At 59.7% G+C, this 25,700-nt stretch carries 21 protein-coding genes; 13 read left to right on the top strand and 8 right to left on the bottom strand.

Translation table 11 applies throughout. The features are described from left to right. The first annotated feature begins 122 nt into the window (after positions 1-122). From VWY75_RS00950 to VWY75_RS00960, 3 genes are all read left to right on the top strand, one after another. Positions 123-1,733, top strand: coding sequence for a GMC family oxidoreductase (locus tag VWY75_RS00950; protein WP_416537927.1), 1,611 nt, complete (start codon positions 123-125; stop codon positions 1,731-1,733). Further along, the gene (locus VWY75_RS00955) at positions 1,730-2,899 is read left to right on the top strand and encodes a mandelate racemase/muconate lactonizing enzyme family protein (protein ID WP_416537928.1); all 1,170 of its coding nucleotides are present in this window, start codon (positions 1,730-1,732) and stop codon (positions 2,897-2,899) included. Before VWY75_RS00950 ends, VWY75_RS00955 begins: the two co-directional genes overlap by 4 nt. A 172-nt stretch (positions 2,900-3,071) precedes the next feature. Further along, positions 3,072-3,317, top strand: a complete 246-nt coding sequence (locus VWY75_RS00960) for a DUF1289 domain-containing protein (protein WP_416537929.1) — start codon at positions 3,072-3,074, stop codon at positions 3,315-3,317. A gap of 53 nt (positions 3,318-3,370) precedes the next feature. Here VWY75_RS00960 and VWY75_RS00965 read toward each other — a convergent pair whose 3' ends face one another. The 4 genes from VWY75_RS00965 to VWY75_RS00980 all read right to left on the bottom strand — a co-directional run bounded on the left by VWY75_RS00965 (position 3,371) and on the right by VWY75_RS00980 (position 6,320). Further along, positions 3,371-3,844, bottom strand: coding sequence for a Dps family protein (locus VWY75_RS00965; RefSeq protein WP_340547561.1), 474 nt, complete (start codon positions 3,842-3,844; stop codon positions 3,371-3,373). 106 nt (positions 3,845-3,950) lie between these two features. Further along, positions 3,951-4,391 carry a hypothetical protein gene (locus VWY75_RS00970; protein WP_416537930.1) on the bottom strand — a complete coding sequence of 147 codons (441 nt, stop codon included), beginning with the start codon at positions 4,389-4,391 and terminating at the stop codon, positions 3,951-3,953. A 141-nt stretch (positions 4,392-4,532) separates the two neighbouring features. After that, on the bottom strand, positions 4,533-5,201 hold the full coding sequence (locus VWY75_RS00975; RefSeq protein WP_340547563.1) for a GntR family transcriptional regulator: 669 nt from the start codon (positions 5,199-5,201) through the stop codon (positions 4,533-4,535). 93 nt (positions 5,202-5,294) lie between these two features. Beyond that, positions 5,295-6,320 carry a trans-3-hydroxy-L-proline dehydratase gene (locus VWY75_RS00980; RefSeq protein WP_416537931.1) on the bottom strand — a complete coding sequence of 342 codons (1,026 nt, stop codon included), beginning with the start codon at positions 6,318-6,320 and terminating at the stop codon, positions 5,295-5,297. Positions 6,321-6,529: 209 nt separating this feature from the next. Between VWY75_RS00980 and VWY75_RS00985 the strand changes: the two genes are divergently transcribed. The 8 genes from VWY75_RS00985 (at position 6,530) to VWY75_RS01020 (ending at position 16,961) form a co-directional block, all read left to right on the top strand. Continuing rightward, positions 6,530-7,156 (top strand): helix-turn-helix domain-containing protein, encoded by a 627-nt coding sequence (locus tag VWY75_RS00985; RefSeq protein WP_340547565.1) that lies wholly within the window; start codon positions 6,530-6,532, stop codon positions 7,154-7,156. A gap of 197 nt (positions 7,157-7,353) precedes the next feature. Continuing rightward, a complete protein-coding gene (locus VWY75_RS00990; RefSeq protein ID WP_416537932.1) occupies positions 7,354-8,940 on the top strand; it encodes an ABC transporter substrate-binding protein in 1,587 nt (528 codons plus the stop codon). Positions 8,941-9,010: 70 nt separating this feature from the next. Beyond that, positions 9,011-9,952, top strand: a complete 942-nt coding sequence (locus VWY75_RS00995; RefSeq protein WP_340547567.1) for an ABC transporter permease — start codon at positions 9,011-9,013, stop codon at positions 9,950-9,952. After that, positions 9,949-10,815 (top strand): ABC transporter permease, encoded by an 867-nt coding sequence (locus VWY75_RS01000; RefSeq protein ID WP_340547568.1) that lies wholly within the window; start codon positions 9,949-9,951, stop codon positions 10,813-10,815. The genes VWY75_RS00995 and VWY75_RS01000 overlap by 4 nt, the downstream gene beginning before the upstream one ends. A gap of 13 nt (positions 10,816-10,828) precedes the next feature. Then, positions 10,829-11,827: an ABC transporter ATP-binding protein gene (locus VWY75_RS01005; protein ID WP_374015656.1), complete on the top strand. Its 999-nt coding sequence runs from the start codon at positions 10,829-10,831 to the stop codon at positions 11,825-11,827. Next, positions 11,824-12,822, top strand: coding sequence for an ABC transporter ATP-binding protein (locus tag VWY75_RS01010; protein ID WP_416535386.1), 999 nt, complete (start codon positions 11,824-11,826; stop codon positions 12,820-12,822). The genes VWY75_RS01005 and VWY75_RS01010 overlap by 4 nt, the downstream gene beginning before the upstream one ends. Then, entirely contained in the window at positions 12,815-14,617 is a 1,803-nt protein-coding gene (locus VWY75_RS01015) for an aminopeptidase P family protein (RefSeq protein WP_416541654.1), read from the top strand. The genes VWY75_RS01010 and VWY75_RS01015 overlap by 8 nt, the downstream gene beginning before the upstream one ends. Before the next feature lie 190 nt (positions 14,618-14,807). Beyond that, complete coding sequence (locus VWY75_RS01020; RefSeq protein WP_416535388.1) at positions 14,808-16,961, top strand: methyl-accepting chemotaxis protein; 2,154 nt, start codon at positions 14,808-14,810, stop codon at positions 16,959-16,961. 830 nt (positions 16,962-17,791) lie between these two features. Here VWY75_RS01020 and VWY75_RS01025 read toward each other — a convergent pair. After that, positions 17,792-19,336 carry a lipopolysaccharide biosynthesis protein gene (locus VWY75_RS01025; RefSeq protein WP_416537934.1) on the bottom strand — a complete coding sequence of 515 codons (1,545 nt, stop codon included), beginning with the start codon at positions 19,334-19,336 and terminating at the stop codon, positions 17,792-17,794. Positions 19,337-19,422: 86 nt separating this feature from the next. Beyond that, positions 19,423-20,106, bottom strand: a complete 684-nt coding sequence (locus VWY75_RS01030; protein ID WP_340547574.1) for a sugar transferase — start codon at positions 20,104-20,106, stop codon at positions 19,423-19,425. 319 nt (positions 20,107-20,425) lie between these two features. Here VWY75_RS01030 and VWY75_RS01035 point away from each other — a divergent pair, with 319 nt between their 5' ends. Together VWY75_RS01035 and VWY75_RS01040 are read left to right on the top strand one after the other, a co-directional pair. Next, a complete protein-coding gene (locus VWY75_RS01035; RefSeq protein WP_416537935.1) occupies positions 20,426-21,484 on the top strand; it encodes an aldose epimerase family protein in 1,059 nt (352 codons plus the stop codon). Between the two features lie 91 nt (positions 21,485-21,575). Next, positions 21,576-22,829 carry a cytochrome-c peroxidase gene (locus tag VWY75_RS01040; protein WP_416537936.1) on the top strand — a complete coding sequence of 418 codons (1,254 nt, stop codon included), beginning with the start codon at positions 21,576-21,578 and terminating at the stop codon, positions 22,827-22,829. Between the two features lie 17 nt (positions 22,830-22,846). Here VWY75_RS01040 and VWY75_RS01045 read toward each other — a convergent pair whose 3' ends face one another. Both VWY75_RS01045 and VWY75_RS01050 read right to left on the bottom strand, forming a co-directional pair. Further along, positions 22,847-24,403, bottom strand: coding sequence for a CRTAC1 family protein (locus VWY75_RS01045; protein ID WP_416537937.1), 1,557 nt, complete (start codon positions 24,401-24,403; stop codon positions 22,847-22,849). Next, a complete protein-coding gene (locus tag VWY75_RS01050; protein WP_416535395.1) occupies positions 24,393-25,607 on the bottom strand; it encodes an ROK family protein in 1,215 nt (404 codons plus the stop codon). Before VWY75_RS01050 ends, VWY75_RS01045 begins: the two co-directional genes overlap by 11 nt. Positions 25,608-25,700 lie beyond the last annotated feature (93 nt).

Below are 25,700 nucleotides of genomic sequence, written 5' to 3' on the forward strand. Positions count from 1 at the left end.
ACATAGGCGCAGAATACCCATGCTGCGAATTTTTTTAAGGTAGCGACGAACTATTTTTCGTTTCCGCTTTGCGATCAGCTTTGTCACGATCTGACGATAAAGACTTTGCGGACGGTCAGGCAGTGACGCGATTTGACTACATTATTATTGGCGCAGGGTCTGCGGGATGTGTGCTGGCGGAACGGCTGAGCCGCTGCGGCCGCCATAAGGTGCTTGTCCTTGAGGCTGGCGGGCGTGGGCGGTCCCCCTGGATTGCGCTGCCTCTGGGCTACGGCAAGACGTTTTTTGATCCTGCGGTGAACTGGAAATATGAAAGCGAACCCGAGGCGACGCTCGCGGGGCGGCGCGGCTACTGGCCGCGTGGCAAGGGGGTTGGTGGTTCGGGCGCAATCAATGCTCTGGTCTATGCCCGCGGGGTGCCGCAGGATTTTGACGATTGGGAGGCCGCGGGCGCGACGGGCTGGAACTGGGAGACCGTGCATCAGTCCTACAAGGCGATGGAAACCCAAGTGGCGCCCGATGGGCGGCGGCAGGGAAGCGGTGCGCTGCATGTGCAGGATGTATCGGACCAGATACACCCGGCGAACCGGCATTTCTTTGCCGCGGCGGCTGAACTGGACCTGCCGAGTACCGGCAATATCAACGATCCCGGTGGCGAAGGCGCGGCGGTCTATCGGATCAACACAAGCGGTGGTCGCCGGATGCATTCGGCGCGGGCATTTCTGGCACCCGCGCTAAAGCGGGTGAATGTGACCTTGATGACCGGTGCGCTTGTGGAACGGATCATTTTTGACGGTCGTCGTGCCGTTTCGGTACAGCTGCGGCGGCGCGGCAGATTGATGACGATATCGGCCGGACGTGAGATCATCCTGTCCGCCGGGGCTGTTGCCTCGCCCTGTCTGCTGCAGCAATCGGGGATCGGTCCTGCGGATCTGCTGAGCAGGCACGGGATCGAGGTGGTTCAGGAGCAGGCCCATGTTGGTGGCAATTTGCAGGACCATCTGGGGATCAACTATTATTTTCGCGCCACAGAGCCGACCCTTAACAATGTGTTGTCGCCCTTGACCGGAAAGCTCCACGCTGCCCTGCAGTATGCGATACGCCGCAGGGGCCCGCTGGCGCTGTCGGTGAACCAATGCGGCGGGTTTTTCCGCAGCGCGCCGCATCTGGGCCGCCCTGACCAGCAGCTCTATTTCAATCCGGTGACCTATACCACTACGCCTGACGGCAAGCGTGAGGTGATCCAGCCGGATCCGTTTGCCGGGTTCATTATCGGCTTTCAACCCGCCCGTCCGACCAGCAGGGGCCGGATCGACATTCGCAGCGCCGACCCAACTGCCCCTCCGCTGATTCAGCCCGGCTCTCTCGCGACTGAGGAAGACCGCGCGCAGGTTATCGCAGGGGGGCTGCTCTGCCAGAGGTTGGCAGGCACATCGGCATTGACCCGGCTGATTGAGGCTCCAATGGGGCCTGATCTGCGGCAGATGACAGATGCCGACATCCTGTCGGATTTCCGCGAACGCTCTGGCACGGTGTTTCATCCGGTCGGGACCTGCCGTATGGGGGCGGATGCAAGCACCGCCGTTGTCTGCCCCAAGCTGAAGCTGCACGGGTTTGACGGGCTGCGGGTCGTGGATGCCTCGGTCTTTCCCAATATCACCTCGGGCAATACCAATGCTCCGACTATGATGCTGGCCCATCGGGCGGCTGATCTTATTTTGGAGGCCGGATGAATACGCCCTATTCAGCCTCGGGTGCGGTGCCGCTGCAGGATGATCGCGGACAACAGGACATCGGGCCGCGCATTTGCCGGATCGAGACATTCTGCACGCCCTTGGTGGGGTTTGTCCGGGTTACCTCGGAGGATGGCCAGCAGGGTTGGGGGCAGGTTTCGACCTATAACAGCGATCTGACCTGCGAGATCCTTCATCGGCAGGTGGCGCCCTGGGCCTTGGGCCGGGGTATGGATGCGCTTGAGGCGGTGATCACCGAGATCCCGCTGCGCGAGCATAAATATCCGGGCACCTATCTGCGGCGTGCGATGGCGGGCTTTGATACGGCGGTGTGGGATTGGCGCGGCCGGGTGGCCGAAAAACCAGTGGCGGTGTTGCTGGGCGGCTCGCCGGGTCCGGTCCGGGCCTATGCCTCTTCGATGCGGCGCGATATCACACCACTGGACGAGGCGGACCGGCTCAAAACCCTGCGTGACAGCCACGGGTTTGACGCATTCAAGGTGCGGGTCGGCGCCGAATGCGGCGAAGACCGGGATGAATGGCCGGGGCGGACGGAGACGATCATTCCGACGATCCGGGCAGCATTGGGAGATCAGGTCTCCCTGCTGGTTGATGGCAATTCCGGGTTTTCCCCGAAACGCGCCATTGAGGTAGGCCAGCACCTGCAGGACCATGGGTATGAGCATTTCGAGGAACCCTGCCCCTATTGGATGCTGGAGCAGACGGCGGAGGTGACCCGCACGCTGGATCTGGATGTGGCGGGCGGTGAGCAGGATTGGGATTTGCAGGTCTGGCGTCGTATGATCGAGATGCGCGCGGTTGATATCATCCAGCCGGATATTCTGTATCTGGGCGGGATGACGCGAAGTATGCAGGTTGCGCAGCTGGGTGCGGCGGCGGGGCTGCCCTGCACGCCGCATTGCGCGAACCTGTCTCTGGTCACCCTGTTCACGATGCATATGCTCCGCGCCGTCGATCTGCCCGGGCGCTATCTGGAATTCTCTATCGAGGGCGATGACTATTATCCCTGGCAGCGGGATCTGTTTGTCACTGATCCATTCCGCATCGATAACGGTCAGGCGACGGTCACTGATCAGCCCGGCTGGGGCATCGAGATCAACCCGGAGTGGCTGTCAAAGTCGACATATAACTGTAGCGAGATTTAGATGTGCCCTGTGCGCTTCTGACGGCCGGTTGGTTTGGCGTCAGGGCGCTACCGAGCTGGCGCGCGAGTGGGGGTGTCGAGAAATTGACAAAAATACTCGTCTTTGCGGTTGCAGAGTGACCCGTGTCGCCCCATTTGTGGGCCAAGATGCCCGGTAACGCATAAGGTTCGATATGCCCAAGACTCCCAGCCCCTGCATTGATGTCTGCAAATTCAAGCGTGAGGGACATTGCATCGGCTGTTCGATGACCAAGGCCCAGAAGTCGCTGTTCAAAGCGTTGAAGAAAGACAGCCACAGGCGCGCGTTTGTCAGGATGCTGACCGCGCAGCAGGGCCAGCTGGGAAGATACACACATTGGGACCTTGCCTACCGCAAGAAACTGGCAAAACGAAAAATCGCGGCAGAGGAGATCCTCTGACCGCGACTATATGTCGTTACCGGCTAGGTTGTTCACCCACCGCCGTTGTCGTGTCAGCCCGCCAGATGCGAGCGCAGGAACCAGGCAAATTTTTCATGGGTCTGGCCGCGCGCAATGCACAGATCCTCGGTCAGCGTATCACCATGATCGGCGGCCAGCGCACCGCAGCCTGCAAGGGTCGCGGCGAGGGTTTCCTGCGCTTCCATCATGATCCGGATCATTTCCTGATCGGTCGCATGGCCGTCGTGTTCGGCAACTTTGGAGCGTTTCAGCATCCCGGCCAATGTGCCCTCGGCATGGGCATCCAGTGCACGTACGCGTTCGGCAAGGTCGTCCTGCCCCAGAAAGTGATCTTCGTAGATCTTCTGGAACAGATCATGCAGCGGGCCGAATGCCATGCCCTTGACGTTCCAGTGGAAATTCTGGGCCAACATCGTGGTGACAGCGGTTTCTGCCACGGATTGGTTCAGAGCATCGGCGATTGCGGTTTTGGCATCGGTCGAGAGTGCAGCAGCGGTCTGTGTCATCATGTTCCCCATTGTTCCATAAAATAGCTGGCTGGCAGGAAGCTGGCTTGCTGTGACACACAACATAGCCATCCGGGGGCATATGGCAAGAGTTTTTAGAACGATTCTAAAACTTAGGAAATTGCTCGGAAATACGGCCCAGAAGAAACCCGATGTAGCGCCGCCGCGCCGGGTCGATTTGCGACCGCAGCAAGAAACCGAGGCTGTCATAATCCTGTGCTGATACACAGGACAGGCAGCGCATCACCCAAGCTTCGTCGAACGAGACCTCTGCCGTGCCGGGCCGAAACCATTTGATTCGACGTGGCATTGCCTCTGGCAGGCATTTCACAAGAGTATCGACATAGGTGCGTCTGGCATCCTCTCCATCGACACAGAGCAGCGCGCAGGCTTCGAACAGATCGGTCCGCGCAGCGGCGCGGCAGCCCATCGCCGCAAGACGCAACGTATTGAGTGCATTATATTCCTGCTCATCGAGCAGGGGGGTACTGCGCAACCGGTCAGGGGCCGTCACCTGCGGCAGGGACAAGGTCTGCACTGGCATCATGGGTGATGAATCCGTCTATCTAGAGGGGCACTTGGGCGCCCCGGCTAATTCCTGACTAAATATATTGGTTTTATGGGCGCTCACAAGAGATGAACAGGCGCGCCAGTAAAATTCGCGCTGTATGCCCTGCGGCGTGCGGTATTAGCTGCGGTTCTCAGCAACCAGCGCCAGCAGCTCTTCCTTGGTGCGGGAAATATGTCGGGTCAGGGCGTCGCAGGCGGCCTCGACATTGCGGGCCTGCGCCAGTGCGAGGAGGTCGCGATGCTCGGCCTTGGCGGGTTCGCGCTGTTTCATCACGCTGAGATGCATGCGCACAAACCGGTCGGAATGAAGGCTGAGCCCCTGTAGCATCTCATTGGTCAGCTTACGTTCGGCAGCAGCATAGAGCGCAGAGTGGTAGCGGTGGTTCAATGCGCCCCAGGTTGCCACGTCATCAGCATCATAGGAGGCGTCCATTTCATCCAGGATCTGGCTGCATCTTGCGAAGTCAGTGCTGGTCATCGCAGGGATCGAGCGACGGAACAGATCGACCTCGACCAGGATGCGCAGATCAAAAATCTCCGCGATTTCGCGCAGAGAATGTTTGGTGACTGTTGCCCCGCGGTTATTCGCAAAAAGGACCAGCCCCTCGGCATCGAGCCGCTTCAGAGCTTCGCGCACCGGCATCCGCGAGACATCGTACTCCTCTGCCAGTGCCTCTTGGCGGATCGGTTCACCTTCGGCAAGTTCACCACTCAGGATACGCTCGCGCAAATCGGCGGCGATCACGTCGGGGAGGGTGCTGCGGGAGATGGCGCGCTTGGCTGCCATGGGAGCCTCATGGGTCGGGGTTACGTAGGTGCCAATCTGGCGGTTGTTGTTCGGGTGTGCCCTGCTGGGCCGCGCGGATCAAGGGGCAGGGCATCACGTCCCCCAGGTGTCGCTCAGCCTGTAGCCACCGGGCCAGGGGTCATCGGGGTCCAGCATGTGCTGGTGTATTCCCGTGATCCAGCCACGCCCACTGATTTCCGGAATGATGGCGGGCTGGCCTCCGACGGTTGTCTGGTCGGCGATACGGCCCTTGAAACTGGAGCCAATGATCGACACTGCCTCAAACTCCTCATCTGCGGTCATTTCCCCTTTGGCCAGCATCAGGGCCATCCGGGCCGATACTGCGGTTCCGGTGGGTGAACGATCCACCTTGCCGGGCTGGATGGCCACGGCAGAGCGACTGCGCCACCCGATGTCGGTGCGCTCCAGCGGACCGCAAAATGCACAGAAGGAAATATGCGACCAGTCGGGATTGTCTGGATGGCTGAAACCCAGCTGCTCATTTGCCGCATCCAGAATGCAGGTTCCGATCTGTGCCAGGGCCTTGGCCTCCGCGTCGCAGATGGTCAGATCCAGATCGGCGGCCTGTACGACCACAAAACTATCGCCGCCATAGGCCGTATCCACATAGAGCGTACCGATCCCCGGGACATCCAAGGCAACGCCAATTGCCCCTGCAAAACTGGGAACATTGCGGACAAATATCCGCTCCGCTTTGCCATTTCTGCATTCGGCGCGCACCTTGACCAGCCCCCCTGGCGCTTCCAGCGTCAGATGCGTTTCCGGTTCCTGCATGGGCAGAATGCCCCCATCCAGCAGCACGGTCGCAACGCAGATCGAATTCGATCCGGACATAGGCGGCGTGTATTCCGGTTCCATAATGATAAACCCCATGTCGGCGTCGGGATGTTTGGGGGGCACCAGCAGATTAACGTGCCGGAATACGCCGCCGCGGGGTTCATTGAGGACAAAGTTGCGCAGGGTCTGGTCCTGCGCGATGAATGTGCGCTGATCCCAGAGTGTGGCGCCCGGCGGCGGTGCCACGCCGCCGACGATGACATCACCCACTTCGCCCTCGGCATGGGCGGAAATGACATGTACGGTCCTAGTGCTGCGCATCTCGGTCTCCTACGGTTCCGGCGGGCTTGGGGCGGGCTGAAAGGCGGTCAAGCCAATCGATCGCCTGTTTCTGATGTAGCACTACAATAAATTTTAGTATATGTTTTCCTGAAGCCCACATCACAGATCATGACCAAACAGGTTCGGCTGGTTGGATGGGTCACTTTGGTCAGCGCGGTGTCGGGCTGCCGGAATTTCAGGATACGGATATGGACGCCTCAGAGACGCGCAAGACAGAGACCATAAAGGCAGGCGCCAGCAAGAAAACGCGCAAGAAGGACAATTCCGAGCAGCTTGGACACGCGATCCGCCGCCGCCGCAAGGCGATGGGGATGACAATGGTGCAGGTTGCCGAGGACACTGAACTGACGCCCGGATTCATTTCTCAGGTTGAGCGGGGCATCAGCACGCCCTCGCTGTCCTCGCTGTTGTCCATCGCTGCCGCCCTGCAAACCAGCGTCGAGCAGCTGTTGAGTGTTGAGGAAGAGTTTAGAGAGTATATACATAAGGATAACCGGCAGACCTACGCTCTGGGAACCAACGGAAGATTGTATGAGAAGCTGGGGCCGGGGTTTTCCGGCGCGCTCTGCTACCCGTCGATCATTCACCGCCCACCTGGTCATGTCTCGGAGAAGATGTGCCATGAGGGCGAGGTGTTCTGCTACCTGATCTCGGGGCAGCTTGAATATCATCTGGGGGATTCGGTGCATATCATGTCGCCGGGGGATACGGTTCACCATGACTGCTCGAAGCCGCATTATTCGATCGTTCTGAGCGACGAAGAGGCGGTTGAACTTTGGGTGAGCACCATGCCGATGAAGAGCTCTGCCCGCTGAAGGATCAGGCGCTAATGCGCATATCTCTACCCTCCGGCCTAGGGGCTGATGCGGCAAGTCCGGCGTCCATCTGCAGTTGAGCCACCGGAGATTTCTACCGCAATCAGAACTTTTGCTAAAAATAATTTTAGTAATTTTAAAACCCGCGCTATGCTTCTCCACATGAGACGGAGAATCGATCTGGGAGGATCTCACAAATGACAAGAAAACTGGTGGCGGCCGCAGCTGCCCTGACCACGGCACTGACCGTACCGGCGCTGGCGCAGGATCGCGGCGGCGTGCTGAACTTTGCCCGTTACGACGGATCGACCTTGATCGACCCGATCTATGCGGATCGCAATCCGGATATCTGGATGGTTGGCAGCCTGTTCGACACGTTGCTGCGCCCCAGCGACGACGGAAATTCGGTCGTTCCTGGCCTCGCCGAGACATATAATGTCTCTGAAGATGGCACCACGGTGACCCTGACATTGCGCGACGGGATCAAATTCTCCGATGGCACACCGCTGACCGGAGAGGACGTGGTGTTTTCGCTGGATCGTGCTCGCAATGCTGATCTGAGCCCGTGGGCGGGTCTCCTCGGTACATTGGATACAGTTGCCAATAATGGAAACGAGATCACCCTGACCCTCTCGGCACCGGATCCGACGATCCTGTCGATGCTGGCAACCTTTACCACCGGCATCGTGTCCAAAGCCGCGTTCGAGGCCGCCGAAGGCGCAACGGATCAGGAGAAGTCAGCCGCCATCTTTGCTGCAAAGAGTGCGGGCGTTGGCACTGGCCCCTTCTATCTCTGCGGGTTTGAGCAGGGCACATCGATGGATTTCTGCGCCAATGAGCACTACTGGCGCAGTGGCTCGGACGGCAAACCGCTGCCCTATCTGGACGGTGTGCATTTCGAGATTATCCCCGATGATGCCACCCGTATCCTGAAGCTGCAGGCCGGTGAGATGGATGCGGCGGAATTCATCCCGTTCTCGCGCGTGGCCGAGCTGGAGGCGGATCCGAACATCGATATGAATCTGTTCCCCTCGACCCGGATTATCTATTCGCCGATCAATACCCGCCCGACGCGGGCAGATGGATCGCCCAATCCGCTGGCGGACGAGCGGGTGCGTCAGGCGCTGAACTATGCCACCAATAAACAGGCCCTGATCGGGCTGGTGCTGCAGGGGGCCGGCAAGCCCATGACCTCGCCTCTGATGGCGGCGGCGACCCAGCTGGCGACATCAACTGATCCGCTTTACGGCTATGATCTGGACAAGGCAAAGGCCTTGATTGCCGAGGCCGGTCTTGAGCCTGGAACCGAGATCACCTTTACGACGCTGGCCGGATCGGCGGATGACAGCACCATTTTTGCAGCGCTTCAGCAGATGTGGGCGCCTTTGGGCATCGAGCTTAAGGTGGAGCAGGTCGACAATGCCACCCGTGGCGCGAAGAACCGGTCGGGTGAATTTGATATCCATACCTATGGGTGGGTCAATGATGTGAATGACCCAAGTCAGGTCACTGGTTGGCTCGGTTACTTCCCCACTGCGAAGGCCGTTGGCACAGGTTGGGAGAACGAGAAGTTCAACAGCCTGTTTGAGGCCTCGGCAACGGAAATGGATCCGGGTGCGCGTGCTGGTCAATATGCCGAGATGCAGTCGATCTATGCCGAGGCGGCGCCGCTGCTGTTCATGTACGAGACCCCGTTTGCGGTGGCCCTGTCAAAGAAGGTCAGCGGCTACGTGCAGACACCGCTGGGCAACAACCTCTTTGAGGAAGCGTCGATCAGCCGCTGATCAGTTTCGCCCTGCAATGTAAAAGCGCCGTCAGCCCTGGGGCTGGCGGTGCAGACGAACGGATGCCGGAATGGCCACTATTCAATATATTCTCAAGCGCCTGTTGCTGATGGCCGTGACCTTTTTTCTGGTCATGATCATCATCTTTCTTCTGGTGCGCCTGTTACCCGGAGACCCGGCCATCGCCATCGCGGGGGATCGCGCGTCGGATGCAGATCTGGCCGCTATTCGCGAACGGCTGGGACTGAATCAGCCGCTGGTGGTCCAGTTCTGGCAGTTCCTGTCCAATACCGTTCAGGGGGATCTGGGGCGCTCGATCCTGATGCGGGCGCCGGTGATAGATGTGATCGCCAGCCGCCTGCCGACGACCCTGTTTCTTACGGTTTATGCCGTGGCATTGTCGGTGCTGATCGCGGGGCCGCTGGCCTTTGTTGCGGCACTGAACCGGGGGCGCTGGCCCGATGCGGTGATCCGCACCGTCTTTCAGGTCGGCCTGTCCATGCCGGTGTTTTATATCGGATTGATCTTGCTGACATTTCTAGCCGCGCAGCTGCGCTGGTTCCCGGTGGGGGGCTATGGCGACAGTTTTTCCGAGCGGCTCTACCATCTGTTTTTGCCATCGGTGGCAGTGGCGCTTTATACCTCTGCGATCATCATGCGGAATCTGCGGTCGGCCATCGTTGAGGTGGTGGATGCGGAATATGTTGAATTTGCCCGTGCCAAGGGACTGTCGGCCTGGCAGATCCTGGGGCGGCATGTGTTGCGCAATGCGCTGATTTCCACAGTCACGCTGCTTGGCCTGTCTATCGGCAACCTGATGAGCGGAACCCTGGTCACCGAAACGGTGTTTGCGGTGCCGGGCGTTGGCCGGTTGATGCTGGAGGCAATCTTTGCCCGTGATTATCCGCTGATCCAGGGGCTGACCCTGACATTTGCAGTGCTGGTGTCGATCGTGTTCCTGATGACCGATCTGATCCAGAGCGCCCTAGACCCGAGGATGCGTCTGACATGACCGATGCCACAGTTCTGTCGCCCGAGGCGACGCGACCGCAGCAGAGCCGGTGGAAGATCGCGCTGCGCAAACCGGGGTTCATGATCGGTGTCGCGATTATCGCAGCCTCGACGCTGCTGGCTATCGCGCCGGGGCTCTTCGCCCCATATGATCCCAATTTCATCGATTATAACGCGGTGCGGCAGCCGCCGAGCTGGGCGCATCCTTTCGGCACCGATATGCTGGGGCGCGACAGCCTCAGCCGGGTGATCTCTGCCTATTCAGTGAATATGCAGATGGCCGTTCTGGCCACGGTCTTTGCCATGCTGATCGGGGTCACGGTTGGTGCGTTGGTGGGCTATTATCGCGGCATTGCCGATATGATCTTTGGTCGGGTCGTGGATGCCGTAATTACCTTCCCGTTTTTGGTCCTGGTGATCGCGGTTGTTGCGGTGCTGGGGCCGGGGCTTGTCAATATGTATATCGCCATCACGGCGGTGGGCTGGGTCTATTATGCCCGGCTGATGCGCGCCGAGGTGATCACCCAGATGGGCAATGACTATGCGGCGGCCGGAATTGTCATGGGATATTCTGACCGGCGCGTGATCTTTCGCCACCTGCTGCCCAATGCGATCACCCCGGTGATTGTCTACTGGATGACCGATATGTCGCTGGCCATTCTTCTGGGATCATCGCTGGGATACCTCGGTCTGGGGGCGCAGCCACCGCAGGCTGAATGGGGTGTCCTGATTGCCGAAGGGCGCAATTTCATCACCACGGCCTGGTGGCTCAGTCTGATGCCGGGCATCGCCATCGTGCTGACCGGGATCGGGTTCTCGCTGATCGGCGACGGGCTGGCCGATCTGTTGCGGCCTCGCGGTTAAGGGGAAAGAGAGTATGAGCATGAAAGAGACCCAGCCGATACTTGAGGTCCGTAACCTCTGTACGACGTTTCGACGCGGCGGTGTGATGCTGCCTGCGGTACGCGATGTCAGCTTTGATGTGCGACAGGGTGAGGTTCTGGGGCTTGTCGGCGAAAGCGGCTCGGGGAAGAGCGTCACGCTCAGGTCGATCCTGGGGCTGACCCGTCGCCATGGAGAGGTCACAGGCGAGGTGCGCTGGCAGGGGCGGGATATTTCCCGCCTGTCGGATCGGCAGCTGCGCCAGGTGCGCGGCGGTGAGGTTGCAATGATCTTTCAGGAGCCGATGACGTCGCTCAACCCGCTATTGACCGTGGGCCTGCAGCTGACCGAGACACTGAAGGCACATACCGATCTGCCGCGTGCGGCGCGTCGGGACCGGGCGGTCGAGATGCTGGATCATGTAGGTATCCCGGCGGCTGCCTCTCGGTTGCAGGATTATCCGCATCAGTTTTCGGGCGGGATGCGGCAGCGGGTGATGATTGCCATTGCGCTGGCGGCGCAGCCGAAGCTTTTGTTGGCGGATGAACCGACCACAGCGCTGGATGTCACCATTCAGGCGCAGATCCTTGATTTGATCCTGCGCCTGTCTGAAGAGATGAACATGGGCGTGATCCTCGTTACTCATGATCTGGGGGTCGTTGCGCAGACCTGCGAGAATGTTGCGGTGATGTATGCTGGGCGGATCGTCGAGCAGGGGGCGGTGCGGCAGGTGCTGCGCACGCCGCGCCATCCCTATACGGCCGGATTGATGCAGTCGGTGCCACAGGATGTGCCGCCACGGACGCCGCTTTACTCTGTGCCGGGTACGCCACCTAGTCTGGAGATGCTCCCCCGAGGCTGCGCATATGCGCCCCGTTGCGACGCACGGACTGAGGCCTGCCTGAATGCGCGCCCGCCGTTGGAGGCGATCAGTGCCGGGCGTCGCGCGGCCTGTTTCAATCCGGTTCCCGCGGTCCAGGGAGAGGTGGCATGACTGATCCGGTGATGGAGATCGACAATCTCAGCCTGACGTTTCATCTGCCGCGCAGCCTGATTGATGTGATGCGCAAGCAACCCGGTCGCGCCGTACGCGCGCTGAACGGCGTCAGCCTGGCGCTGAGGAAGGGAGAAACCCTAGGTGTTGTCGGAGAATCGGGGTGCGGAAAATCGACATTGGCGCGCTGCATCGTCCGGCTTTACGAGCCGCAGGGTGGCAGCATTCGCCACCATGGGCAGGATATATTCGCCGACGGCGCGCGCAGCGACCGCAGCTATAACCGGCGCGTGCAGATGATGTTCCAGGATCCCTATTCGTCGCTCAACCCGCGTATGACCTGCGGTCAGATCCTGAGCGAAGCCTTGCAGGTCCATAAGATGCGCCCCTCCGACGAGATCCCGACACGAGTCGCGGAGCTGCTGGATTTGGTGCGGCTGCCCGCAGATGCGGCGCAGAAACTGCCGCATGAGTTCTCCGGTGGCCAGCGTCAGCGGATTGCCATTGCCCGTGCGCTGGCGGTGGAGCCTGAGGTGCTGATCGCCGATGAGCTGGTATCGGCGCTGGATGTCTCGGTTCAGGCGCAGGTGGTGAATCTTCTGCTGGAGCTGCAGGAGCAGCTGGATCTGACCATCCTGTTTGTCGCCCATGATTTGCGGCTGGTGCGCCATGTTTCCCACCGTGTCGCAGTGATCTATCTCGGCCGCATCGTGGAAATCGGCGACAGCGAGCGCCTGTTTGCCAATCCGGCGCATCCGTATTCACAGGCGTTGCTGAGTGCGGCCCCGTCGCTTGATCCCGATGACAAAGGGGATGCGATCCGGTTGGAGGGAGAGCTGCCGTCGCCGCTGAACGTGCCGCCAGGGTGCCCGTTCCATGTGCGCTGCGCCCACGCTTCGGAAATTTGCAGGCGGGATGTCCCGCACCTGCGTCCTCTTGGCGACCGTGGCGAGGTCGCCTGCCATCTTGCGGAAGAGATCAATCAAAATGGATGACATGTTGAGCGGCCCCCCTGCCGCTGCCCGCATTGCCGATCTGCGCCGCGAGCTGCGGGCCCGCGATCTGGATGCCTTCATTCTGCCCCGGTTCGACGCGCATCAGGGGGAATATGTGGCTCCCCATGACGAACGCCTTGCCTATATCACAGGTTTTACCGGATCGGCCGGGATGGCCATCATCACGGCTGAGACCGTCGCCGTGTTTGTGGATGGCCGCTATACCGTGCAGGTCGCAAATGAATGCTCAGGACCGCTGTTTTCGCGGCTTCACATTTTTGAACAGCCACCGGAACACTGGCTGGGCGCGGTTGCGCAGGCAGGCTGGCAGATCGGGTTCGACCCGATGCACCTGCCACCCGGCTGGTTCGATCGGTTTGCCACATCCGCTGTGCAGGCCAGTGCGACGATGTTGCCGCAAGGCGACAATCCGGTGGATGCGATCTGGTCGGACCAGCCGCCAGCGCCGACCGGGCGGATCAGCGTTTTTCCGATGCAATGGGCCGGGCGGAGCAGTGCCGAGAAATGTGCGGATCTTGCAGCATATCTGAGTGAGCAGGACGCCGCATGTCTGGTTGAGACACAACCTGACAATATTGCCTGGCTGCTGAACGTGCGCGGGGATGATGTGGCCTTCAACCCGATGCCGCAGTCCTTTCTCATTGCCGAGAGAAACGGGACGGTCACTTGGTTCGTTGATCCGGCCAAGCTGGATGATGAGGTCAAGGATCACCTGCCGGACATCGTGACCGCCCAGCCGGTCTCGCAGTTTCTGGGCGCTCTTCAAAACCGATGCAACGCCGGAGAACGGATCCTGTTTGATCCGGATTTTTCGCCGGTTGCGGTGCGTCATACTATTGCCGACGCCGGGGCGACTGCGGCTGCGGTGGCCAGTATATTGACCCGGACCAAATCCGTTAAGAATCCGGTCGAAATCGCCGGTCTGCATGATTGCCATCTGGAAGACGGGGTGGCATGGGTCGAGTTCTCGGCCTGGTTGGCGCAGACGGTTCCTGCGCGCGCGGCGGCTGGTGAGCCGGTGACCGAGCGTGAGGCGGAAGCACAGATCCTGTCCTGCCGACAGGCGCGCCCGGGTTTTCTGACCGAGAGCTTTCAGACGATCTCAGCCGCGGCAGGCAATGCTGCAATGTGCCACTACGCGGCCACCAACGGGCGTAATGCTCCGATAATGCCACAGAATCCCTATCTGCTGGACAGCGGCGGCCAGTATTACACCGGGACCACCGATGCCACGCGCAGCTATGCCTTCGGGATGCGCCCCGACGGCTATGACCGGGCGTATACGGCGGTGTTTCGCGCGTTCCATGCGCTGGCCACGCTGCGGTTTCCCCGGGGTACGCAGGGCCATCATATAGATGCGATCTGTCGGCGACCGCTCTGGGACCTCGGCTTGGATTACGACCATGGCACCGGTCATGGCATCGGACATCGGCTCTCGGTGCACGAGCACCCGCAACGCATCGGCAAGCCCTATAATCCGGTGGATCTGGTGCCTGGCATGGTTGTGTCGATCGAGCCGGGCTATTACGAGGCCGGGCGTTTTGGCATCCGGATTGAGAACATCTTTGAGGTTATTGAAGAAAGTGATGGGTTCCTCAGCTTTCGCAATATGACGCTTGCACCAATACAAACCGACATGCTGATCCCGGCAGATCTGAGTGAGGACGAACGCTGTTGGCTGAATACGTATCATCAGGATGTGCTGCAGCGGTTATCGCCCTTGGTCAGCGATGCAGCGGGCCGGTGGTTGTCGGCGGCGACGGCCCCGATCTAGAGGTCTGTCTCTCGCTTTGCTGCGCGGCGGCCAGTCCTCGTTCGGGGCTGGCCTAAAATATATCTTCAATCTAATTGAAAACTGCTGGGTAAACCGGTTGGGGGACTGCCCCCGGCGCGGTGGGTCAACACTTTGTTCAGGCGAATATGCGAGAGGTTGTGCAAGACGAGCCTTCCAAGTGGAGATATGAATGCCAGCTCTGTTCAACACAATATCAGGCAAGCTACTTGCCGCGACCACGGTTGCAATTACCGGGCTGATGCTCTGCTTCAGCGTATTTACGGCCCTAAATGAATCTGCACAGGTCAGGGAGCGGGTATTGGAGGGCGCGTCGCAGCGAGCCTCAGATATCGCGCAAAGCCTGTCGTCTCAACTGGTCGAAGCGACCTCAGCTGCGGCGGCGCTAGGCGGCGCGCTATCCGGATATATTGAAGATGGCGATGCAACCACCGCCGATCTGATCAAGATCATGGAAGGCGTCCCCGGCCGCTATGATCTTGTATTCTCTTCCTGGATGTCAGCGATTCCGGACGGCGCCACCGAAGATTTCATTACCGGTGAAGAGGGACGAAATGCCGATGGTATCTTTGCCGCCTACTGGACCAAAGCGGAGTCCGGCGGGCTGAATTTCGAGACGTTCAACGTTGATCCCAATGACACATCCGAGTGGTATCGCCTGCCGATCGACAGTGGCGAGAGCGTCATCACCGAACCTTATCTCTCAAATGAAAACCGCCTGCTGACATCGGTGTCGGTGCCTGTGAATGCACAGGGCCAGATCGTCGGTGTTGCCGGTGTCGATATCGTGCTCGATAATCTCGGTGATTTTGTCCGGGGGCTGTCGGTTTATGAAGGCGGCAGTGTGATGCTGCTGGGCCAGGGCGGCAAATGGTTGTCACATCCTGACCCGGAAATGCTGATTCAGGCCTTTGAAGGGGAAGAGGTGGCAGATTTCCAGGCCGCTGTCGAAACCGGAGAGGTGCAGATCGTTTCGGATCGCGCTGATGGGTCGACACGCCTGTTCTTTCCTTTCACCGCCTACGGCATGAACAAGACCTGGGTTGTCGTCTTGGATGTGCCACGCCATGTCTTCGTCAACCCGGTAAAGGCAAGCATCTACGAACAGCTGATCGCCAATGTTCTCTTGCTGGCGCTGACTCTGGCCACCATCTTCTTCTCGGTGCGCTCGCTTGTCCGGCGCCCCCTGGGGCGAATGCTTGGGGTCATGAAGGATCTTACCGCCGGGAAGGTGCATCAACCCGTTGATATTCCAAAGCGTAAAGATGAGATCGGGGCGATGGCGCTGTCCATCGAGACCCTGCGCCAGGGTTTGGCATCCAAGGAGGAGCTGGAAGCAAATCAGCTGCGCGATCAGCAGCAGCAGCAGGCGGTTGTTCAGGCCCTTGCCCAGAATTTGCAACAGCTGGCTTCCGGGCGGCTGGATGTCAAAATCCACGATGAAATGCCCAGCCAGTATGAGGGGCTGCGCCAGGACTTCAACAATACTGTTGAACAGTTGAGCAAGCTGATCACCTCGGTCAATGACTCGGCACGTTCGATCGATACCGGATTGACGGAGATTTCCTCGGCAACCAACGATCTGTCGCAGCGCACAGAACAATCCGCGCTTCAGCTGGAAGAGACTGCGGCGTCGCTGAGCGAACTCACGCAGAACGTCCAGCATGTCGCCAGCGGCGCGCGCGAAACTGAGGCATTGGTCACATCCGTGAATCAGAGTGCAACAAACAGCTCGGCGGTAGCCCGGGAGACGGTTGATGCGATGGATTCGATTGCCGCCACCTCCGAGCAGATCACCCGGATCACCGGTATGATTGACGATATCGCGTTTCAGACAAACCTGCTTGCCCTGAACGCCGGTGTTGAAGCCGCGCGGGCTGGCGAAGCGGGTCGCGGGTTCTCGGTTGTTGCCGCCGAAGTCCGTAGTCTTGCGCTGCGTTCGTCTGAATCGGCGCTAGAAATCAAGAAGCTGATTACCGCCTCCGCAGCGCAGGTGGCCCATGGCGTGGATCTGGTCGGCAGGACCAATTCCTCTCTGGAGACCATTATGAATGCCATTGGCAGCATTTCGGAACATGTTGGCGATATTGCCAAACAGGCCGACGAGCAATCCAGGGGCATTTCGGAGTTGAATGGCGCGATGAGCACACTGGAAGCTGCCCAGCAGCAGAATGCCGCCATGTGCGAGGAGACCGCCGCCGCCTGCAGTTCGCTGGACCATGAGACAACCAATCTGTCGCGGCTGGTCACAGCCTTTCAGACTGGAGATGCTGGCCGCCAGCCCGTGCAGAGTGCGCAGCACCACAGTTATACGGCTGCGGCCTAGGGCGCTGACTTAGACTGCTCTGGAGGCGCGAGCGTCAATGGGTGTCCAAGCGGGGCCGGTGAGTCCGAGAGTAGCTCCGCCAAATGCTTAAGAGCCACCACTCCTTTGAGTGGTGGCTCTCGTCTTTGATGTCCGCTGTTGCTGCCGGTGATGGCCCCGTGTCGGATCTTTGGGTCATTCCTGAGCTGGATGGTTTGCAGTCCGTCAGCGTTTCCGTGATCTGAGTTTCCCGCAATCAGCGAGGTCGCAAGGATGACACGCTAACGCCAACTCTGGTTGATTGAAGTGGTTTGTTGCGGGGCGGCGCAAAGCAGGTTTGACGATCCAGATCCCTATCATGCCGGGTAGTGGTGGAGCACCCGATTGAGATCATTCAGTCTGGAGCATCCATTGTCCGCTACCCATCAGCATGCAAACGACCAGCGGATGTTTGATCCTGACGGGGCGACGATACTGAGCTGGCTCGCGGTCTGTTGGCATCCCTGCGGTGGGAGCGGTGCCAACCGGAAGCCTGTCAAAGCAGATGGGCGGGTGTTGCTTCAATACCGCGCGGCTTTTTCGGCGGTTTCCATGGTTCTGGGCGGCAAGGCAGCCTCTGCTTCCTGAGTGTCCGATGCTGCACCGTATCACCTTTGACCATGGTACCGGCTTTTGTCCGCTGCGCGCACCGAACGGCCTAGCTCCTCGAAACCTCGACATGGCGTCATGAGATGACTGGCGTCCGCTGGAGAGGTGCTGCGGATCATAGTTTGGCTGCGAACGCCGGTAGGCCTGCGATTTGAGATGCGGGTGCAAATCAGAATGCTGACGGCAGTCGCCGGTGGAAACGTCTACTGGTGAGCGCCAGGTTCAACCGGATCGCGATCTCTTCTGTTGCGGATCTTTCCCAGGATTTGCTGCAAGCGGTCGCCGCCCACGAGGAGGATCATGATCAGATAGGTGGGGATTGCGACCGCAAGTTGAGCCATAAGCTGTGGGGTGCCATACATCGGCGGCCCCAACTCACGTAGCGCGAAGAGCGCAATGGACATCATTGAGACAGAAATCAGCGCGGGGCGCAGTGCATCGAAGATATAGGTTGTCGCCGAGATTTCGAGGGTTTTCAGAGTTTTGCGCGTGGCGACCGGCCAGAGCAAGAAGGAAATGCCAACCAATGCGGACATGATCCTGTTCAGACCCTCCGGGGCAAGCAGCAGGATCGCTGCAAATCCAGACAGGCTGACGACACATTCAAATCCGAACCACCAACGTGCATGACCGGAGAACCTGAGCAAAGAGGCCTGCATGACGCCGATACTCATCATCAGGCTGAGCATTGCAAAACACTGGAGCGGGTAGATCGCGGCGAGCCATTTGCTGCCAAAGACGAAGGGTATCGCCGTCGGGGCCACAATGATGAAGCCGATGAATAGCGGCAAGGCGGCGGTTGCAGCGGCGAAGCTGCTGAGAATAAACGCTTCCCGCCGTTGTTCTTTTTCAGTTTGCAGACTGGCAAATAGGACCCTTGTGACAGGCAAGAGCGTGCCAATGGTAAGCTCCTGCAGGATTTCACACATTCTGCGGGCGAAAAAGAAGATGCCGAGCACTGCTGGGCCGGCGACGATCCCGAGCAGGATCTGGTTGATCTTGGTCGGTTCGATCATCCGGCCACCCATCGTCAATAGGGTAAAGCCGCGCAGATCCGTCAAAGCGGCCCTCGAGAGCTGTAGCCCAGGGCGCCAGCCAGCGGCCCAGTAGGAGACGACGCAGCCGACAATCGCGGTAATGACCTGCGCCCAGACCAGTGCCCAGATGGCATATCCTTGCAACACGAGCAGCAGGCAACCTGCCGCGCCCAGCCCATTTGCAAGGGTTGTCCGCAACGCAATATGACGAAACTCCATCCGCCGGTTCACCAGTGCCGCGGGAATATTTCCAAGTGATACAAAAAGGATACGGAGCGACAGCACCGGCAATATGATCGCAAGTGCCTCGAGGTTGGTCCAGGACGCGATCATCGGCGCACAGAGAACCAGGATCGCAATAGTGGCCAGTGCGATCACCATCGTCAGCCAGAATGCGCTGTCCAGATGGCTCTGCCTCAGGTCGCTGCGTTGAATGATGGCGTCTCCAAGCGGCAGCGGCACCAATGTCATGACCCAGATGACGATCGAGGTGGCCAGAGCCACGGCGCCAAAATCGGCGGGCTCCAGCAATAGAGAGGTCACCAGGAACACAACCACGGTCAAGCCGTTGCTGACCATGATGTTGACGAAGGACCAGAACACGCCAATCAGCGCCAGGCGGCCGCGGCCCTGCGATATATGGCTGAGTGTCGAAGCATCGGTATTGCTGTCGTGCATTCTGTTGGTCCCGCTTTTGCAGTTAGGGAGCATAATCTGCCGCGGCTGTCACCCTTGGTGCAGACCCTGATCCCTATCGCCGTTGGCTGAACATTACCGCAGAGGGCTTAATGGCCCGTTTACCGTCCGGTGCGCGCAATGACTGAGCGGCCGGTCAGCAGGATCAGTTTGATATCAAAGCCGAATGTCCGCCGCTTCAGGTAATCAACGTCAAAGGAGACCCGATCAGCATAGCTGACATCGTTGCGACCTGATACCTGCCACAGCCCGGTGATTCCCGGTCTTTGGCTCAGATATGCAGAAGCGGCTGGACCATATCTGTGCAGTTCGCAGCGCACGATCGGGCGCGGCCCGACAAAGCTCATATCACCGCGCAGCACGTTCCAGATCTGTGGCAGCTCATCGAGACTGCTGCGGCGGAGGAACAGGCCAAAGCCCGTGACCCGTGGATCGCGGCTGAGCTTGCGGTCGCGGGCCCATTCGCTGGCCGCTTGGGCGTCCGACTTGAGATGCTCGGCCAGAATATCCTCCGCGCCGTGGATCATGGTACGGATTTTCCAGCAGGTGAAGGGTATTCCGTCCTTGCCGATACGAGTATGACCGAAGAGCCCTGGCCCGCCATCGCGTCGGCTGACGAGCCAGAGGAGCGCGATAACCGGGGCGAGGGCGGGCAGAAGAGCCAGCGCAAGTGACATATCAAGAAGGCGCTTTCCGATCCTTGCATAAATATCGAAGCGCGGTTTTGCCGCCTGACCGCTGTCTGATGGCGCGCGCAGGTGGTCAAAATTCGTGATGTCGCTCATGCCTTACCCCGATCTTCAGCCTCGCGGTGTCGACATTGATGTCGACAGGGTCGCTGGCCGATTTTCTGGCTGCGATCTCGTCCGCCTTTCCTAAGATTTGATTCAAATTCGTGGCAAGATTTTGTCGTAAACAAAGTCATGCTGGGGCGTTCTAAAGATGGGGTATGCAGATCGGCAGCCAGGCTGAACAAGCGTTCCCGAGCTGGTGATGCGGCCGAACAGTTGAATTGACAGCCGCCGTTCGGCGTATTAATTTGATCGGTGAAATAAATATCATCACCAGGACTTCCGGGGTTCTGCACCCAAAGGACGCCCCTGTATGCCATCATCCAGCCAGCCTCGCTCCAGAGCCTTACAGCAGCACTCGCATCTGCGGGACGATGCTGACGAGAGATTGCGTTGGCTCGATCTGGAGAATGATCATCTGCGGCTAAGGGTGATGAACCTTGGCGCCATAACGGCCTGGCTGGATCTGCGCGATGGTGAAATCTGGCAACCCATGGTGCTGGGATATGCCGATATGGCGGCCTATCTGGGGGATCCGTATTATCTGGGTGCCATTGTTGGCCGGGTGGCCAATCGGATTGGCGGGGCGGGTTTCCACCTCGCGGGTCGCGAGGTTTCTCTTAATGCCAATGAAGGGAGCAACCAACTTCACGGCGGCGCGCAGGGGCTTGGACGGGTGTTCTGGGATATGCGGCGGCTGGGGGCCGGGGCGGTTGAATTGCGCCACTTCTCCGCAGATGGTGAAAACGGCTATCCGGGCGGTGCCGATATCCGGCTTAGGATTGCCGTGTCCGGCACAACGGTCAGCTATGATATGACAGCTTCGGTGGACCAACTCACCCCGATTAGCTTGGCGCAGCACAACTATTATACGCTTGGTATCAAGGGCGATATCTGGGAGCATCGCCTGCGCAGCAGCGCCGAGAGCTATCTGCCGCTGCGCCGGGATGGGGTGCCTACGGGCGAAGTTGCACCAACTAGCGGCACCAGATTTGACTATCGCGCTGGCCGGAGCTTTGCCGCGCTGGATCCAGAGCGGCTTGGCACGGATATCCATGTGAATTTCCCCCCGAACGCTTCGGGTGATATGCGCGAGGTAGCCCAGCTTGGCGCCTCCAATGGTGTTGTCATGCGGGTTTTTTCAGATCAACCGGGTGCGCAGATTTACACGGCGAGTCATCTGAACAGTTCCTGCGCCGCGCGGGATGGACAGCGGTTAGCACCATTTTCTGCCGTCTGTATCGAGCCGCAGGGTTTGCCGGATGCGGTAAATCAGCCCCATTTCCCGAGTGTTCTGGTGGACCCCGGTCATCCGTATCGCCAGAAGTTGCTGCTGAAATTTTCCGTAGCGGAGAGGGAGCAAGATGGCTGAATACCGGCGTCGATATCGCCTGTGTGGCGCGATTGCGATCTGCATAACGAACGCGACTTTCGCCTGTGCTGGTAGCGCTGAGGAACAGTCCATGAATTTGGATCTGGGGCCGCGGCCAAGCTTTGCCCCGCAGATACAGGCAGAGGTCGAGCTGGGCCAACTGCTATTTTATGATCCCATTCTATCGGGCAACCGCAACATCAGCTGCGCTAGCTGCCATCATCCACGGTTTGGCACAGGTGACGGCGTCTCCCTGTCGCTTGGCGAGGGCGCAACCACGCTTGGCCCTGAGCGGCGCGCGGATCCGGACAACCGTCCTGAACAGCGTATTCCACGTAATGCGCCCGCGCTCTGGAATCTTGGCGCTGATGATATGGATGTGATGTTCCACGACGGCCGACTGGAGGCTGACCCCGCATATGGGTCGGGTATCCGCACGCCGCTGGAAGGTGACATGGTCGCAGGATTCGATTCCGCGCTGGCCGCACAGGCGATGTTTCCGGTGCTTTCGGCAGATGAGATGGCTGGCCACTACGGCGAAAATGGTGTCTCGCGCGCGGTACGTCTGGGTCAGCTGAGCCATCCCGGTGGGGCATGGGATATCATCGCGGGCCGGGTCGCAGAGATCCCCGAATATCGGCAGCGTTTCGATGAGGTTCTGGGAGCGGAAGAACCCATCCGCTTTACCGATATCGGCAATATGCTGGCGGCGTTTATCCGGTTTGAATGGCGGGCTGATGACAGCCCGTTTGATCGTGCTCAGCTGTATGGAGAGGCCTTGCCCACCACAGCAGCAAGGGGGCAGGAGCTTTTCTACGGGGGCGCCGGATGCAGCCAGTGCCATACAGGCTGGTTGCAGACGGACAATAGGTTTCATGCAATCGCGATGCCGCAGCTTGGTCCGGGCAAGGCCGCCCGATTTGAAACCCACGCCCGCGACGAGGGGCGGTTGCGGGTGACAGGAAATCCGGATGACGCTTACCGCTTTCGCACCCCGTCGCTGCGCAATGTCGCGCTGACAGCGCCCTATGGGCATAACGGCGCCTATGCCACTTTGGAGGCTGTTGTGCGTCACCATCTGGATCCCGTCGCGGCGCTGATGTCTTATGATCGCAGCCAGGCGGTCTTGCCCGGTCTTGATGGGGTGTCGGATTGGGCGGTCATGGATGATCCGGTCGAGCTGGAGCGTATCGCGGCAGCGAATGATCTGGATCCGATTGCGCTAAGTGACGGGGATATTGCCGATCTCGTGGTCTTTCTGGAAGCGCTGACAGACAGTGCCGCAGCCAAGGGGCGGCTTGGGGTGCCGGATAGCGTTCCATCGGGCCTGCCGGTGGAACGCTGATCTACCGGTCCAGGAGTTTATTGTGTTCGGGTAAGATGCTGGTTGGGCGTGATTTCTTGCCAGATTGTGGTTTCCCCATCCGGCCAGATAATGCGCAACCGCAGATCATCGCTCTCTCCCAGACCGAAGTGCAGATCCCCGGCCGAGCCGCCCGCATGGCCGCCGCCGACAGTGACCTCGCGGGTGTGTATCCTTATGCCTGTGTCCAGCTCGACGAAGGCACCAATTGCCTGCGTGTTCGGGGCAGTGCCCTTGAGTGACAGGCTCAGCCAGTTTCCGGATGGGCTGGTGGTGTTCTGGTAGAGTTCCATTGGCGCGCGCCGGTTGATCACGGCAAGGTCAAGCTGCCCATCGAGATTGAGATCGCGCAGCACGGCGCCGCGAGAACGTTCCATGCTGGCAATACCCGCAGCGGCGGCCATGTCGGCAAAACGCCCATCTGCCCCTTGAATCAACAGGGTATTCGGGTCGCGCATGGCGGCATCGGGCATCTGTTCGACATTTCCCTTGGTGACAAAGATATCGTCATGCCCATCGTTGTTCACATCGCCAAAATCCGCGTGCCACCCGGTGGATGGTCGCCCGTCGCCGCCGCTGGTTGGGCGGTGGGCGGTGGTGCCGTAATCATAAGTCACATCGCGGTAGGCGGGGCCGGTGCCGCTTGGATCAAACAGCTGTAGTTTCTGATCTCCCATCGAGGTGAGGTAGACATCGGAAAACCCGTCACCGTTCAGATCGCGAGACGCTATCCCCATCCCCCAGAGGTGAAAGGGCAGCCAGCCGTCGTCCTGTTGGTAGAGCCTTGGCGGCGTGGTCATTTTCCACATCTGCTCCTGCCCACCCCGGACATAGTAATGTCGGTCGTTGCTGATCCGAAGATCGGCCCGACCGCGGGCGGTTGCCCCAACGCTTCGGTGCCAATTGGTGAACAGCATGGACAGCGCGCAGTACCCTGGCTGGAGCCGGATGGCCGGGCCGTAGCGGTCACCATCGGGCCGATACAGCAGTGTGTCGTCACAGGCCTCAAACGGACCCTCGGGGTCGCTTCGGTCGACATAGGTGCCAAAGGCAAGCGTCGGCAGCTGAGCGCCCGGCTCCCAGGTGGCCGAAAACGCGGTGGTCCAGTGGTCACCACTGGTAAAACCCAGACCATCGAAGGGTTCGAACTGACAGTTTCCGGTTCCACGCAGCAGCTGATCCGCGCCAACGCGCAGCAGGGCAAGATCGAGAATACCGTCACCATCAATGTCGAGCGGGTAGACGCCGGTGACACCTGTCTGTGCCAGGGCGGCCGGTGTAGCGGATGCAAACCGCAGCGTGGCGCCTGGTGCCTCGCTCTGGTTGATCATAAGCTGAACCGGGTTGCTGCCGCCCGCCGCCACCAGATCAGGGAATTTATCGTCGTTGCAATCCAGCGAGGCGAGCCCCCCACCCACGAAATGCTCCCAACCGCCATCATAGACATGCGCGGGAACTGGTTGGGAGCGGAACACCGGAGGCTCGGGGATGTCCGCCAGCGCGATCTGCGGCAGGAGCCAGATCGGCGCGAGGATATATGAGAGTTTATCCCGCATGGCTGGCAACTTCGCGGATGGTCAGTGCGGAGACTTCTTCAATCGCATAGGCGGCGGCCCCTTTTGCCCACATCTTGTTGCCCCAGCCATGGACGCGCACTTCGGGCAGGGGGCCGTCCACCTGAACCACCCAGCGGCGCATTTCCTCCACCACTTTGTCGGAGGACAGGTAGCCAAAGGCCAGCTGCGCACCCGCCAAAACGATCATCTGCGGGTCGAATATATTGACGATATTGGCCAGTCCCATGGCAAACATGCGCCCGGCGCGGTCAAGGATGGATTGCGCCATGGTGTCGCCGTCGCCGACGGCAGCATAAAGCGAGGCGAGATCCTTGTGCCGTTCGACGCCACTGGTGATATTCGCCTCGCGCAGCAGGGCGTAGTCGCCGACGTAAGCTTCCAGACAGCCGCGCTGGCCGCATTGGCACAGCGCGCCTTCGAGCTGCACCTTGATATGGCCAAATTCTGCGCCGCAGCCCCGCGCGCCGCGATATATCTGATTGTCGATGACGATGCCCATGCCGACACCATGTTCGACGGTCACCACGACAAAGTTGCTGCGGGTGTCACCTTCACCGAAGAGATGCTCAGCCTTGGCGACCAGATTGGCGTCGTTGTCGATAAACACCGGCATGCTCAGATAGCTGCCAAGAAGGCTGCCTAGATCGATATTCCGCACGTTGAGCGACGATGACCAGTAGATGAAATTGCGCTCGGCATCCATAACGCCGGCCATGCCAATGCCAACTCCGGAGATGTGCGCGCGGGTGAACCCGCCCTTGGCGCAGCTCTGGTCCAGGGCTTCGACAATTTTCTCGCACAGGGCCTCTGGCGACATCTGACCGCCACGCAGGGGCATTTCGTGGCTGACCAGCTCTGTGCCTTCGAAATCGGTGATCAGGGTCGTGATGGCGTGATGCGACAATTTCAGCCCGGCGATCCGATGGGCGCTGCCGCAGATTTTGAGGGCGACCCGTGGGCGGCCGCGTTTGGCACCGCGCGCTGTATCCGGGCTGACTTCCTCGATCAGCCCTGCGGCCAGCAGTTCGGCGGTGATCGCCGTGACGGTGGCGGGGCTGATGCGGGTGGCCTGAGCGATATCGATTCGTGCGATTTGCCCTGCGGCCCGGATGGTATCGAATACCTGAAGGCGACTGTTTTCACGCAGTTCGCCGGAATGTGAAAGCCTGTCCGATTTAACCACCGTATTTCCCCCTTATTATCAGGCGACTTATCGCAGGAAAGCGCCGCCCGACAAGATATCTGGCCTCATGATACATTATTTAATTTGAGTTTC

Source organism: Phaeobacter sp. JH20_08 (genome assembly GCF_048056635.1).
In the GTDB taxonomy this organism is placed as follows: domain Bacteria; phylum Pseudomonadota; class Alphaproteobacteria; order Rhodobacterales; family Rhodobacteraceae; genus Phaeobacter; species Phaeobacter bryozoorum.